A 14,969-nucleotide genomic window follows, 5' to 3' on the forward strand; every position below is an offset into this window, starting at 1 on the left:
TAGGAATGGAATATAAAATGAGAGATTATTCACTTTTTTATTTTTTAAATTTATAAATTTAAAGTTTTCAATTATGAACAAGAAGTTTCTAAGTGTGATCCTGTTCAGTGCCTTAATGGTTGGTACTGCAGGAACGTTTACGTCTTGTAAGGACTACGATGATGACATCAACAACTTGCAGGAACAAATCGACGGTCAAAATGGTCTGAGTGCCAAGATTACTGCTGTAGAGAGCTCAATCAGCAATTTGCAGTCTGCACAAAGTGGTTTGCAGAGTGAAATCGCTGCTGCAAAAGACGAGGCTTCAAAGGCTGCCCTTGCAGCACAAGAAGCTGCTATTGCTGCAGCAAAGGCTGAATTGGAAAAAGTCAAAGCCGAGTTGCAAGAGGCCGACAAAGCCGGTATAGCAGCAATAGAAGAAAAACTGGCTGAAATTTCAGGTAGAATCCAGACTTTGGAACAGTTCAAAACTACTACTGAAGCAACATTGGAAAAATTGGCAGCAGCAGATGTAGCTTTGCAGAGCAGCATCACTACCTTGAAAGCTGATGTCGCTGCCAATGCAGAACAGATTGGTAAGAACAAAGCTGCCATTGAAGCACAAATTGCCGCTTTGGATGAATATAAAGGAACCAACGATGCTGCCATTGCTGCTTTAAAAGCTGATTTGGAAAAATTGCAAGCTGGCGAGCTGACAGAAGAAATGGCTGCAAAAATTGCAGCACAAGTAACAGAAGTTGTAGGCGCTAAATTAGACTTGATTTCTGCTGCATTCAGTAAAGCTGTTACTCATGTAGAATTGTTGAATTATTCATTCGGCAGCAAAACTGACAATATTATTGAAGGTGAGCCTTCTATAATGGATTTGCGTACTGCTGAAGCTGTAGAAGACCGTGTGTTTGGTAAAGGCAGCTCCGACGAAGTAGAGGCAAATTCTTATGAAATCATTAATCAAAAGGAGTTCAAAAAAGGTGAAAGAGCATTCATCAGCGACTCTGTATTGATTCGTGTGTCACCGGCTAATGCCACCTTGACCGAAGGACAGATTTCATTTGTCAATTCTGCACTGGGCAATCTAGATGAACTGGTGACTGTTGAGAAAGTGGAGCAGTTTAAAGGCACAGTAACCACCAGAGGTGTATCTTCTAATGGTCTGTGGAAAGTCGTATTCAAGTTGAACAAGGATAACTATACAGAAGAGAATTTGCTGAAAGCTGCAAAGTTTGACTATAAGAGCGGCAACGCTGAAGACGAACCGGTGAAGAAACTGAAGGATATTCTCTACGCAGTAGCAGTAACAGACAAACCGGGCGACGTGGAACGTAGTGTGACAACCGGTTATGAATTGACACTGGGTTCTGTATATACACCGCAGTATGAACTGAATTTCAAGGTCAACGACAAGGATGTGAATGATCTGCGTAACCGTTTCCAGTATGCTGAAGATGGAACTTTAACTGCTGATGCAAGCAAAAAGCTGTTCTATGACTATAAATGGAATGTTGATGGAAACGGAAACCGTATAGAGGAAAACGGCTCTTATGTATCTATTGATGCTACTACTAAATATGGCACATGGAGAGACCAAGACCTTTGGAAGGGTGGCGATAACCGTGACAAAGAAGGTTCTAGCAAATCTTTCTTCTCTACAAAAGTAGGTGAAAAGTTTACCGTAGAATTGAGTTATAGTGATGAGGAAATCAGTGGTATCTATGGTTTCTATGTAGTGCTCGACGCGCAACGTGCCGTAGAAAGTGCTCCGTCTGAAATCACGGCATGGAACTCTTATGAGGCAGATATCGAAGGACTGAATACAATTACGACAAACCGTAAGATTGAAATGTCTATCAATGCAGAGAAGGCTGATGGTGACATTATCGGTTTCCGCGTATATGCAGTAAATAATAACGGTTCTTTGGTTGACCCGGACGGTAAGGCATTCTATGTAGCAGTAGGCGACATCGATGCTATGACTACTACGTTGAAGGCTGATTACGTACCGGTATGGAATGCTCCTGATGGTGATTACGAACGTGATGTTGAGATTGATTTGGACGAAGAACTTCTGAAACTGTTTGAAGATAAATATAATGAATATGAGGTAGGTAATTTGATATTTGACATAGAGAATAATCCGAATGACAATGAAAATTTCGTCAAATACTTCGACAGCCAGGAAGGCAAGTTAGTTATTTCATTGAAGGGTAATTTGAATAAGTTCAAGGATAATGGTACTTATAAGATGTATTTCAACTTTACCGATAGTAAGAAGAATGTAATAGTTAAGAAAGTTGCCATTGAAATAACCAAGAAGATGCCAGAATTCCCTGCTGCATTCTCTGCTAAGGCCAACCAACTTGACAAAGAAGGCGCAAAGGTTGTTGAAGTAACAGAAGCTAACTGGAATACTACTATCCATAATCTGGGTACAGCATTCAATGGCGTTTCTGATCCTACCAACGCAATCATCGACTTCAACTATACATTCACTTGCGCAGAAAAGCAGATTGTATTCTACTCTGATAAGGCAAGTGTTGCTAGATATGGATTCTGTCTCGATGTAAACAATGACAAGGATAAAGCAGCAGCTCTGTTTGCAGATAAACCAGAAGGAAAGATGTACGATGTAACCGTATCCTATAAGTACAGCAATGTTTCATCAGAAACGGCAGACTACTCTTACACTGTAAAAGCCCCGGCTGCCCAGAACTTCAAACTGAGACTTGTATGTGGTGAAGGTTTCACTTCTGAATGGAAGAACTTTGATGACAAGAAGAATCCAATTAAGGAATCCTTAATCTATAACGTTTCTGAAACAAGAATTGCTCTTGCTAATATTCTGAAGTTCAAGAAAGGTGATATAGATTACACGCCTACTTTTGTTGCTGCAAATATCAAAGAATGCCACTTGGCTTCTAACAATGTGGATGACGAATACTTTACTGTAACATTTGATGCGGTTACTCAAGAATTTGTATTTGTTTCAAGATTGGGACAAAATCCACCGACTTCTGATGTTATTGCAACCTTGAAGTTCACAATGGTAGACTTCTTCGGACACGAAAATCCTGAGGAATATCCATACTTCGTTATTAAGAAATAATTTTTTCATTCTTAGTAATTGATGAAAGAGAAGCCTAACTGAAAAAATAAGCTTCCGTACTTTATGAGGGTAGGAGAAAACAAAATTGTTTTCTCCTACTTTTTTCTCCCTACTTTGCTTCCACACTTCCACCCACCTCCTGCATCCCCCTGTCCATCGGCATTTACCCCGCTGTGGAAGTAACTCCCAAAAGTGGAAGCAAAATTTGCTTCCACCTATTCAAGACGCCATAGTTTTACCATAACTAACTCATTCTTATTTTAATACATCGAACAAAGTTTATAAAACACTTGCACCAGTTTCCCCATACTTCTACACCCATCCTACCCATAAAATCTGCAATACCCATATCCCCCCTTATCTTCATCCCAAATCCACAACAGCCTCCTCCCCCTCCTCAGCATAAAAAATGCCCCCGTTCATTTCATTCTCCCTCCACTTTCCACTATCTTTGTCCCCGCGATGAAAAAGTTTGCCGACGTCATATTGCCTTTGCCTTTGCACAGCTGCTTCACCTACTCCCTGCCCGACGAGTGGGCGGATGAAGTGCAGACCGGTTGCCGGGTGGTAGTGCCATTCGGACGGAAGAAATACTATACAGCCATCGTGCGCAACGTGCACTATTGTGCCCCCACCGAATACGAAGTAAAGGAAGTGTCCGCCTTGCTGGATGCCCGCCCCATACTGCTCCCGCGGCAGTTCAAGTTCTGGGAATGGCTCTCCGACTACTACCTCTGCACACAAGGAGACGTCTACAAAGCCGCCCTACCCTCCGGCCTGAAGCTGGAAAGCGAAACAATCGTAGAGTACAACCCCGATTTCGAGTCCGACGTCCGCCTGCCGGAGAAGGAACAGAAGATACTGGATATGCTCTCTGCCGACCCGGAGCAATGCGTGACGAAACTGGAGAAAGAGACCGGCATCAAGAACATACTTTCTGTCATCAAGTCACTGCTCGACAAAGAGGCCATCTTCGTAAAGGAAGAATTGCGCCGTACCTATAAGCCTAAGACCGAAAACCGAGTGCGCCTTACCACTGCCGCCCGCAACGAACACCGCCTGCACATCTTCTTCGACGAGTTGCAGCGCCGTGCCCCCAAGCAACTGGACCTGCTGATGAAGTACCTGGAACTCTCCGGCTACCTCAGCGGACGAGATATAAAAGAAGTCTCCAAAGCCGAACTGCTGCAACGCACCTCCGCCACCCCTGCCGTATTCAACGGTCTTGTGGACCGTGGTGTATTCGAAGTCTACCAGCAGGAAATAGGCCGCATAGACAAAACACTCCTCAAAGAAGTCATCCCCGTCAACCCGCTGAACGAGCACCAGCAACGCGCTTATCACTCCATCTTAGAGAATTTTCAAAGCAAGAACGTCTGCCTGCTGCATGGCGTCACGGCAAGCGGCAAGACCGAAGTCTATATTCATCTGATAGAAGAAACCATCCGGCAAGGAAAGCAAGTGCTCTATCTCCTGCCCGAAATAGCTCTCACTGCACAAATCACAGAGCGCCTGCAACGCGTATTCGGCTCCCGACTGGGCATCTATCACTCCAAGTTCCCCGATGCCGAACGGGTGGAAATCTGGCAGAAGCAGCTGTCGGAAGCAGACTATGACATTATTCTCGGCGTCCGCTCCTCCGTCTTCCTTCCTTTCCGCAACCTCGGTCTCGTGATTGTGGACGAGGAGCACGAAAACACCTACAAGCAGCAAGACCCCGCCCCTCGCTATCATGCTCGCAATGCAGCCATTGTACTCGCCTCCATGTACGGCGCCAAAACTCTGTTGGGTACGGCAACCCCTTCTGTAGAGACTTGGCACAATGCCACATCCGGTAAGTATGGCCTCGTGGAACTGAAAGAACGCTATAAAGAGATACAACTGCCGGAGATTATCCCCGTAGACATTAAGGAACTGCACCGCAAGAAGATGATGAAAGGTCCGTTCTCTCCACTGCTCCTGCAATACATCCGCGAAGCGCTGGAACAGAAAAAACAAGTCATCCTCTTTCAGAACCGCCGCGGCTTCGCCCCCATGATAGAGTGCAACACCTGCGGCTGGGTACCCAAGTGCAAGAACTGCGACGTCAGCCTCACCTACCACAAGGGGCTGAACCAACTGACCTGCCACTACTGTGGCTACACCTACCAACTGCCCCGCATCTGCCCCGCCTGCGAGGGCACTGACCTGCGCAACCGCGGCTTCGGCACGGAGAAAATAGAAGATGACATCAAAGCCCTTTTCCCCGACGCTCGAGTAGCCCGTATGGACTTGGACACCACCCGCACCCGTACCGCTTACGAGCGCATCATCTCCGATTTCCAGCAAGGCAAGACGGACATCCTGATAGGCACACAAATGGTGTCCAAGGGTCTGGACTTCGACCACGTCAGCATTGTGGGCATACTCAATGCCGACACTATGCTGAACTATCCCGACTTCCGCGCCTACGAGCGCGCCTTCCAGCTCATGGCGCAGGTTGCCGGACGCGCCGGACGGAAGAACAAGCGCGGCAGGGTGGTGCTACAAACCAAAAGCATCGACCATCCCATCATCCCGCAAGTCATTGCCAACGACTACGAAGCCATGGTAGGCGGGCAGCTTGCCGAACGCCAGATGTTCCACTACCCGCCCTACTACCGCCTGGTGTATGTCTACCTGAAGAACCGGAACGAGACCCTGCTCGACCTCATGGCACAGACTATGGCCGCCAAGCTCCGCACCGTCTTTGGCAACCGGGTACTGGGACCGGACAAGCCGCCCGTAGCACGCGTACAGACCCTGTTCATCCGAAAGATTGTCTTGAAGATAGAAACCAATGCCCCGATGGCCCGTGCCCGCGAACTGCTCGTCCAGGTGCAAAAGGAGATGGTAGCGGAAGACCGCTTCAAGTCGCTGATAGTGTATTATGATGTAGACCCGATGTAAATAACTCGTAACTATAGAAATATGAAGAAGATACTTTTCGTTTGCCTTGGCAACATTTGCCGTTCCTCCTCGGCAGAGGGAGTCATGAAGCATCTGGTAGAAGAAGCCGGACGTGCGGATGAGTTTTTAATCGATTCTGCAGGCATTCTGTCTTATCACCAGGGCGAACTGCCGGACAGCCGGATGCGTGCCCATGCTGCCCGCCGTGGATACAATCTGACGCATCTTTCGCGCCCCGTACGTACCGAGGATTTTTACAACTTCGACCTGATTATCGGTATGGACGACCGCAACATCGACGACCTGAAAGACCGCGCCCCTTCAACCGCCGAATGGAGCAAGATACACCGCATGACGGAATACTGTACAAAGTTTACCCATGCCGACCATGTACCGGACCCCTACTACGGCGGTTCCGAAGGTTTTGAGTATGTGCTGGACATTCTGGAGGATGCTTGTGCCGGGTTACTGCAGAGCATTTAATCCAGCGGCATTACATGATACAGTGTCCCCTGCCGTGACTTCTTGTTCGGTATTTCAAGCTTCTTGAGCGTCCGCCCGAATACGGCAACCTTGTTGATTGCCAGACGGTCCCGCGTCTTTGTCTGCAAGGCGGAAAGAATCTGCATGGGCATCATCCATTGCCCCTCCTCATCCTCTTCTGCCGCGCGGAAATGGCTGTGGAAGAGTTGTTCCAGTGGGGTGAGCTGTTCAAATTCCCGGTTCGTCCGCTTCAAGATGGCTTCATCGGCATCATCCAGCCAGTAGCGCTCACCTTTGGCTACGGCATTCAGAGCTTGTGCATAGAGCTGGCGGTAGTTGATGGTGACATTCGTATCAATGGGGCCGGTGACCTCAATGCAGATGAAACGGCGGCTGCCACTGGGGTCTGACAACAAGTCCTTCTGGTTGCTGGTGCCGATGAAGGAGGCATACCGCCGCATCTCCCGGATGGTGCTGCCGTAGGGTTTGCGCAGGTTGGCAACCGGTTTCTGCAGCAGATGCTTCAGAAAGCCCTGCTGGTTGATGTTGATTTGGTCGAACTCGTCGATGTTGACGAGCAGAAAGCGTCCCAGGCTGCGTTCCGCTTCCTGCCTGCTCTTGAAGTCAATGCTGTCCGTATAGCCGAAACGCAGCTCCGGTGGCAGCAAAATGCGGCAAAAGGTGGATTTCCGGAACCCTTGGGAACCGACAAGCAGAGGAGAAGTATTGTTTCCGTGTTGTCGGTCCATTCCACGCCAGTGTGCCACCATGCCTAGGAACCAGCGGTAGAACAACTCCCGCCAATGAGGATTGTGGCACGGGACGAGGTCGGCCAACGCCCGGATGCGGTCTTTCCCGTCCCAGCGGCCGGTATCGTAAAGGTATTCTTCGACGGGATTATAGAGTGGCACATGGTCTGAAGTAAGGAAACGGTTGATGTCGCGGTCCCATACGCGGATACCCTCCTTCAGGGCATTCATGGAGACCGTACTGCGGGCACGCTGGTCAGCAGGCTTGAAATAGAAATGGACGGAGTCGCGCTGACGGTATTCCAAATCATCCAGAACGGTGTTGTAGCGGAACTCATACCGGCGGCCCATAAACTCTTCCAGCCGGAAAACGCTCTCCTGCTCTTGCGTCAGACTGCTCTTTTTCCCGAAGCCTTTAAGCTCTTGATATAGGTTATGAATCGTTTGACGAACAATGAATTCATCCGCTTCCCGGTAATAGTGCATCAATGTCTGGCGGACTACTTCCTCTTCGGGGATGCCTGCCTTGAAACAATGTTCGGCCAGAGGCACCAGCAGTATCCGTAAATCCTCGTCCCGTTTCCAGCCGTCCAATTCGCGAAATGCACGGTCAAGGGCCGATTCGAAGAGTATGGCGAAGGTGTCCGAGGCTTTACTGTCCGGATGCAGCCGCAACAGCGGGTTCTTTTCTGCGAGTTTTCGTTGCCGGAAGTTCTCTTCCTCGGGCATGCCGAGGGGTTGTTCCAAGCAGAAAGGCACAGCGGCAGGATTGTAGTAAGGATATCCATCCAGAGTCATGCGGCAACTCTGTGTAAGGGAAGGTTCTTTCAATGTAATGGCAAACGGCAGTAAGGGCTGGTAGCACTTCACCGCCATACGGTAGGCGTGGGCATGAAACAAGGCGGCATCGCTCTCCCGCTTCGGCGTTGTGCCGTCGGGCAGGGCAAACAATACCCATATCTTGGCACTCCGTCCGCTGGAACCGCAGAAAGCGGCAAAGGTCTGTGGCAGCAGGGCGGCTTGTCGCTTTACATATTCCGCTTCGGCAATGCCCGACAGACGGTTTACTTCCAGTTGTACGAGTCCGTTATAGTTCTTCATCTGCCGTTCTCCCTCTTGCGTACGGCTATATTCCACGGCAGGGTAGATGCGTGGCAGTTTGTCTATATGTTCGTATTGGGCGCAAGTACCCTCCAGTTGAGGAAGGATGGCCCGGAGGGTCGATACATGTCCGGCTTTGGTTTCGGTTTTCAGTTTTTTAATCAGTGCATCCGCTTCCAGGGTGCTGAGGGCTTCCTTTCCGCTCTCTTTTTCTGCTCTAATCAAGGTAATTTTCATTCTGTTTGTCAGCTTGTTTAAGTAAATATAATTCTCGTAAAGATACGATATCAGAAGGCGGAAAACAAGTATTCAGTAGAATAATTATTAAATAAATCCCTGCTTCCACAAACTATACAGCGTGGTATCGGAAACCTTTGGATTTCTTTTTTAAAACATAGGCATTCCTTTGTTTTTCTCCCTTTGTTTGTCTACTTTTGTATAGGGAATAGATGACGCCTAACGACCATGAACAGCTCTGCTTACGGCCATGAAGCAATCGCTTGACGACCGTAAGCAGAGCTGTTCATGGTCGTTAGGCGTTTCTATCCCCAAAGCTTTTACGGATGAAGTACGTAACCCGCACCTATCCCGCATAGGGCGCGAACGTATTGTACAACAACTTAAAAGACATTGAACTATGGCAATTTTATTCGATTGGTATGAGCTCCCGGAACCTAAAGACAAACAGCGGGAAGAAAAGATACTTCATCCGCGCATCCGCTTGAACGGCTCTACCAGTACTGCCGAACTGAGACGTCGGATTCAGGAACGCTGTTCGTTGACGAAGACTGATGTTTCGGCGGTGCTGGATGCCTTGTCGCACGTCATGGGGGAAGACCTTGCCGAGGGGCGGCAGGTGCATCTGGACGGTATCGGCTATTTCCATCCCGTACTGACTAGCACGGAGCCGGTGACCGCTGCGACCAAACGTAAAACCACCAAGATTAAGCTGAAGGGCATCAAGTTTCGTGCCGACCAGGTACTGAAGAATGAGATAGGCGCTATCAAAGCTAAACCACTGGGGCTGAATGAGCATTCCCAAAAACTGAGTGACAAGGAGATTGACAGGCGGCTGACGAGCTACTTCTCTACGCATCAGTTCCTTACGCGCAGTGATTTTCAGAGCCTCTGCGGAATGATGCGCTCTACGGCACAGCTTCATATTCGCCTGCTTCGCAGCGAAGGCAAACTCGAGAATGCAGGAAAACTGAACCAACCGATTTATGTACCTTGCACGGGGTATTATGGTAGAGACGAGTAGGTTACGGTAAAACTATAGCGTTTTGAGTAGGTGGAAGCAAAATTTGCTTCCACCTTTTTTTGTTGCTTCCACAGCAGCTCAAATGCCGATGGATAGGGGGATGCAGGAGGTGGGTGGAAGTGTGGAAGCAAAGTGATGGAAAATAAATTTCAGAGTGGATTTGTTAAAATCAAAATAGGAGGAAAACGTTTTATTGTTTTCCTCCTATTCATATTGTATCAAGGACTTCTCAGATTAAGAGAAGTAACTTGTTTCGGCTTATTTCAGTACTACAGGTACATTGACAGTCTTAGTCTTACCCCATTCATCAACAACACTTACTACGATGTTGCAAGTCAGTGTAGTAGCAGGAGCAGTAACATCGGCAATCGGAGTGAGTGTAATCTCATTTGTGAAATTAGCTGCACTTATGTTCAAATACTTCTTAGCTGTGTCATCCAAAGCTATAGAAACATTATCTACACCAGCTTTAGTAAATTTGTCAGCTTCGCTATTTCCGAAATATTCTACATTAGTCTTAGTAACACCACGGATTTCATCTCCCTTCAAAGTTATTTTTGCTTCTTCGTCAGCAACTGAAATTTCTTTAGGAGTACCTGCCACATACTTCTTGGCTTTTGTATCATACTTCACATAATCAAGTGTACCTTCGAATACAGCAGACTTGATGGTCAAGGTAAATTCATATTTTACAGTTGTCAAGTAAGTATTACCATACGGAGTGTAAATAGCCTTCAATGAACGAGGTTCGTAAGCACCACCGAAGTTACCAGTCTTATCGTCGGTTTTAGCAGCCACCTTATCTACAATGATGTCACCGGAGTTGGCAGCTTCAGCATCAACAATCCACTTATTAGCAGTCCATTTAACACCGTCTTTTTCATACTCTGCAGGAACTGTTTCTGAGAATGTAACATTTGTCCAGTCTTCTACACCAAACAGCCCCTTCAAGTTGTAATTGATCTTATCATCAACAGGAGTACCATAAGCTACAGCAGCGTTACCATTGAAGTACAGAGGCAGCGGTTTGAAATCATAAGAAGTAGCATCTTCTTTTACAATCAAAGTCAGCTTAACTGTATTCTTCGGGCTTGAACCATAAGTTACTTCGGCTTCGTAGGTTCCAGGGACCACCTTTGTATTATCTACTGAGTAAGTCAAAGTGTGCTTGTAATAACCGTTTGGTTTTTCCGTAGCATTGCCAGATACAATTTTGCCCGTTGTTGTTATAGCTTCCGCTTCAGTACCCTTTGCAAATACCACTGTGCCATTAGCATCCTTGACATCTACAGTAAATTTGGCATTACCAACCTCAATCTTATAAGAGCTAAGATCAGTAGTAGTATTATCAAACAAGCTAGTTAAATCGAATACCAATACATTCTTACTATTATCGGCTTTCAATACCAATTCTTGAGTAAAGGCATTTTCAATAGCAGGATTGATAAACTTAACGGAAATCTTCTTAGTAGCAGTAGGGTCAACTTTACCTGTAGCAGTCAAATACTTAACACTCACTACAACTGTCTTACCAGCAACTTCGCCCTTAATATTAGTTCCTGTAATCTTAGCCTTAGCAGCATCAGCAGCAGCTGTCTGGTCTGTATCGATGAAATATTTCACATCAATGACATTCTCCATATCAACGCAGGCACTCAAGTCAAAATCTTGATTGATTTCTGCTTCTACTGTTGCTTTTTTAACTGTCAAACTAGAGGCACCAGCCTTTGTTGCAGTAGCCGTTACATCATAAGCAGACAGTACTTCGTTGTCATAAGCATCTTTTGTTGCAATAGCAAAAGCTTGCCCCTTAACCTTATCAATTTGCTCAGTAGTAACACCAGCTGCAAAAGAAATAGCCATATTATAGATACCCTTATTGGCTGTAGCAGCTCTTGACAAAGGTTTTTCTGTCATATTGGGAACAGCTGCGTTCAAATTAAAGATAGAGAATCCTTTAGAGTCAACCAATTGGAATTTATAAACCGTTGCATCTGCAATTGTTGGATTTACTTGAGCGTTAAGTACGCCATTAGCTTCTTTAGTAGGCAACAAGATGTCACCTTTAGCAAACGGAGTACCATCAAAGTATTCACCTTTATCTGCAGCTACACCGTATACCAAATTAACAGTTGCACCTTCAGCAATTGTAGCATTATCATCTGCTTCTGTTACAGTAACAGCTTTAATGCTGGAAATAGCAGCAGCTCTCGGCAATACGATATCTTCGTAAACACCTTCTTTATTCGGGATATGGATAGTCAACTTAGCACCATCTTCTACATAGTAGATACCACCTGTAGAAACACCCAAGTCTTGCTTCTCGCCATCCTTGCCATATTGTACATAGATGTGGCCGTCTTCTCCTACAGAGAAAATCGGAGTCTCAGCAGCATCACCTGCTTCACCCTTCAAGTCTTCCAGTGAAATAAGGTCAATCCAAGTAGTGCCATTGTCATAGCTTACTTGGATTTTGTCATTGTTCACTGCAATTTTCGGAGTCACACCGTCTTTACCTGCTTCACCATTGGTAATAGTGTAGCTGGTTCCATTACCCAAAGTAACAACAATACCATTGTCAGTAGATGTCACGCCGGACACCCATTCGCCGCTTTTGATTTGACTCTCTAAAGCAGCAATAGCATCTTTGTTAGAGGTAATCTGTTCTTGTAAGTTGTCGATGTCATCATCATAGTCCTTACAAGACGTGAAAGTTCCTGCAGTACCAACCATTAAGGCACTGAACAGGATCACACTTAGAAACTTCTTGTTCATAATTGAAAACTTTAAATTTATAAATTTAAAAAATAAAAAAGTGAATAATCTCTCATTTTCATTCCCTTTCACATAGCTGTTGATTACATGATTTTTTCCGTTACTTCGCAGGTAATGAAATCTTGTTAATTTCGTTAATAATCAGGGAATAAGGAGAAAATAGGTGGGGCTTGTCCAGAATAGTAAAAATCTGTTCGTTGGGATATTGGAAAGAGGATTGGAAGTCCAGAAAAGTGACAATGGGAAAGTAATGAAATGAGGTCTTCAAAAAATGGAAGTGTGTATTTTTTAGCTCAAAAGGTTGAATAACAATATATTGATAGAACCGATGTGAGCTCCATAAAGGCAACACCATTCCGTTCCTCAAAACTCTGTTTGAAGATTCCGGAAAATGTGCGACAAATCTATTCTATCCTATCAAAAGCAGTAACGTCTTTTACACCATACACGCTCCACTTCTTACAAAAGAAATTACCCTCTGATTTGCCTCGTCAATCTTTCTGTTGCTGAAAGGCTTCAGATAGGTTTCCGTCACCGTGATGGAGGAGTGCCCCATGGCTTCCGATATGATTCCGGGGTGTATCTCGCAATGGTAAGCCATTGTGGCCCAGGTATGTCTCGCCGCATAGGTGCTGAGTGCCGACTGCATTCCCAGACACTGTCTGAGTACTGCCAAACGCTGGTTGAATGCCCTGAGTGCCGACTGGTATTCCCGGTATGCGGCTTCCGTGCCTTCCTCGCTCTGCAGGATGGGAAACAGATAGGGGGAGTCGGGGTTCCTGTCCGCCACCATCCTGACCATCTGCATGGCTTCGGGTGTGAGTGACACGGTCAGTGCCCGTCCCGTCTTCCGCCTTCTGTAAGACAGTACATTCCCTTGCAGGTCCCTTTTGTGCAGGTACGCCAGGTCCACAAAGGGTATGCCCCTGAGCATGAACATGAGTACGAAGAAAATCCTTGTTCTCTGCTGTGCGTTTGGGAGCGTCCCTCCTTGCAGGCTCCTTTCCGTCTCCCTTACCAGGCTGCTGATGTCGGATGCCTTGAGCGCCTTCTTCTTGTCTACCCGTGTGCCGGTATACACATGCTCGAACAGTCTGGGTACATACCGTATGTACTTTCTGTCCACCGCCCGATGATACACCGAGCGTACCGTCTTGATGTAGGTGGACACGGTGTTCCAACTGCAGTTCCTCTGCCTGAGGTAGTTTTCGAACCTCTTCAGTACGGTCGGGCTCAGCTTGCGCATGGGCATTGGTTGCCATTTGGTGAATCCCGAGAATGCATTCATCGCTGATTGGTAGATGTGTGCTGTCCCCCATCTGCCGCCTTCCCGGAGTTCCCCGATGACTGAGGAGAACATCTCTTGTAAGGTAATTTCATTTCTGCTCATTTCCAATTTATTTATAAAGAGTTTATCTTACAAGTATATACAATAAAATGAAGAAAAACAGAAGCTTATAATGTATTTTTCATTTTAGCCAGTCTTTCAGAATGCCCCCAAATATATTCACTATATTTGCGAAAAAAGTCGCATTGAAAAAAAATCGCAATATGAATAATCCATTTAAATTCAGTACCATTGTAGACGGTGAATACTTTACGGATAGGGTAGCGGAATAGGGAAGAGTAAGAGAGATACTTGCAAGTGAAAATCGCCTGATATTTATTAGTCCACGACGTTTCAGCAAGACCAGCCTCGTCCAAAAAGTAACGAAAGGATTGTCACGTCCCGTTTTTCAGTTGAACCTGCAGTTGGTAACAGGCACTGCCGACTTTGCCGCACGATTATTGTGGATTATGCTTCAGCAATATCCTATGGAACGCCTGGAGTATCTCATCACTCACTTTCATTTTATTCCCACCATTTCAACCAATCCATGACAGATGGCATAGAAGTTTCATTTCAGCCGTCAATGGATGAAACAGACAAGAAGGTATTGATAGGCTTAGCTGTAGAGATGAGGGTTCCAGTCTTCCTTTTCTACAAGGTGTCGGCATTGATTCTCCAAGTACTGCCTTTGGCAGTTTAAAGCTGCTTGGGCAACAAGATATGTGATACGCAACGAAGAGTATGAACTGGATGCTCCTTTCTTTCTTGTCGATATATACAAAGATGGCTATTTCCGTTTTCCTAAGAAGGAAAATGGAAATAGCCGTTTCTAGTATGGAATATCTAGCTTATATCATTTTGGGTAATTGATTCTTCTGCCCAATACGTCATTGCGCATTTCCCGTTCACTACGATAGAGCTTTCCGTCTTTCAGGAAATAGTAAGCAGGATATCCGGCAAACTCAATTGTAGCATATTCCAAATTATCTGCACTTTTACAGACTTGCCAAGTACCTTCATAAGTCAGCGAGTCGTTAAACTGGATAAGTGTGGTTGAATCCGCTTTAAGTTCAAAGCGTACTCCTTCTTCCGTAAAAAAAGTGCCGCCAAAGGGATGGCTACTGCTTTTTCCGGTACAGGCTACTAACACACAGATACCCATCAAGAGCATTGAAGAATAAATAAATCTTTTCATCTTCATCTGTTTTTATTTAATCAATAAAGGGTATCCCATTAAGG

Annotated in this window: 11 protein-coding genes; 7 read left to right on the forward strand and 4 right to left on the reverse strand. The window is 46.0% G+C overall.

What is annotated here, in order from left to right:
- Positions 1–73: 73 nt before the first annotated feature.
- The 3 genes from HUX74_RS07740 (at position 74) to HUX74_RS07750 (ending at position 6,514) form a co-directional block, all read left to right on the forward strand.
- Positions 74–3,103, forward strand: a complete 3,030-nt coding sequence (locus HUX74_RS07740; protein ID WP_174646451.1) for a cell surface protein — start codon at positions 74–76, stop codon at positions 3,101–3,103.
- 462 nt (positions 3,104–3,565) lie between these two features.
- A complete protein-coding gene (gene priA / locus HUX74_RS07745) occupies positions 3,566–6,031 on the forward strand; it encodes a primosomal protein N' (protein ID WP_174646452.1) in 2,466 nt (821 codons plus the stop codon).
- Between the two features lie 21 nt (positions 6,032–6,052).
- Positions 6,053–6,514: a low molecular weight protein-tyrosine-phosphatase gene (locus tag HUX74_RS07750; RefSeq protein WP_005825832.1), complete on the forward strand. Its 462-nt coding sequence runs from the start codon at positions 6,053–6,055 to the stop codon at positions 6,512–6,514.
- Here HUX74_RS07750 and HUX74_RS07755 read toward each other — a convergent pair.
- Positions 6,511–8,601 (reverse strand): BT4734/BF3469 family protein, encoded by a 2,091-nt coding sequence (locus HUX74_RS07755; RefSeq protein WP_138346589.1) that lies wholly within the window; start codon positions 8,599–8,601, stop codon positions 6,511–6,513. The genes HUX74_RS07750 and HUX74_RS07755 overlap by 4 nt on opposite strands.
- A 250-nt stretch (positions 8,602–8,851) precedes the next feature.
- On the opposite strand from HUX74_RS07755, the gene HUX74_RS07760 reads away from it, so the two are divergent.
- Together HUX74_RS07760 and HUX74_RS07765 are read left to right on the forward strand one after the other, a co-directional pair.
- A complete protein-coding gene (locus HUX74_RS07760) occupies positions 8,852–8,998 on the forward strand; it encodes a hypothetical protein (protein ID WP_174646453.1) in 147 nt (48 codons plus the stop codon).
- Positions 8,999–9,001: 3 nt separating this feature from the next.
- Positions 9,002–9,625: an HU family DNA-binding protein gene (locus HUX74_RS07765; RefSeq protein ID WP_117967131.1), complete on the forward strand. Its 624-nt coding sequence runs from the start codon at positions 9,002–9,004 to the stop codon at positions 9,623–9,625.
- Positions 9,626–9,883: 258 nt separating this feature from the next.
- On the opposite strand, the gene HUX74_RS07770 is transcribed toward HUX74_RS07765, so the two are convergent.
- Together HUX74_RS07770 and HUX74_RS07775 are read right to left on the reverse strand one after the other, a co-directional pair.
- A complete protein-coding gene (locus HUX74_RS07770; RefSeq protein WP_226791298.1) occupies positions 9,884–12,472 on the reverse strand; it encodes a PL29 family lyase N-terminal domain-containing protein in 2,589 nt (862 codons plus the stop codon).
- Between the two features lie 364 nt (positions 12,473–12,836).
- A complete protein-coding gene (locus HUX74_RS07775) occupies positions 12,837–13,790 on the reverse strand; it encodes a site-specific integrase (protein WP_174646454.1) in 954 nt (317 codons plus the stop codon).
- 329 nt (positions 13,791–14,119) lie between these two features.
- Here HUX74_RS07775 and HUX74_RS07780 point away from each other — a divergent pair, with 329 nt between their 5' ends.
- Complete coding sequence (locus HUX74_RS07780; protein ID WP_005825763.1) at positions 14,120–14,281, forward strand: hypothetical protein; 162 nt, start codon at positions 14,120–14,122, stop codon at positions 14,279–14,281.
- A complete protein-coding gene (locus HUX74_RS07785; protein ID WP_158562867.1) occupies positions 14,278–14,430 on the forward strand; it encodes a hypothetical protein in 153 nt (50 codons plus the stop codon). Before HUX74_RS07780 ends, HUX74_RS07785 begins: the two co-directional genes overlap by 4 nt.
- 153 nt (positions 14,431–14,583) lie before the next feature.
- Here the strand turns inward: HUX74_RS07785 and HUX74_RS07790 are convergent, their stop codons facing one another.
- On the reverse strand, positions 14,584–14,925 hold the full coding sequence (locus HUX74_RS07790; RefSeq protein WP_008661937.1) for a hypothetical protein: 342 nt from the start codon (positions 14,923–14,925) through the stop codon (positions 14,584–14,586).
- Positions 14,926–14,969 lie beyond the last annotated feature (44 nt).

Origin of the sequence: Bacteroides sp. Marseille-P8574 (assembly GCF_902825465.1) — a bacterium.
GTDB lineage: Bacteria > Bacteroidota > Bacteroidia > Bacteroidales > Bacteroidaceae > Bacteroides > Bacteroides uniformis.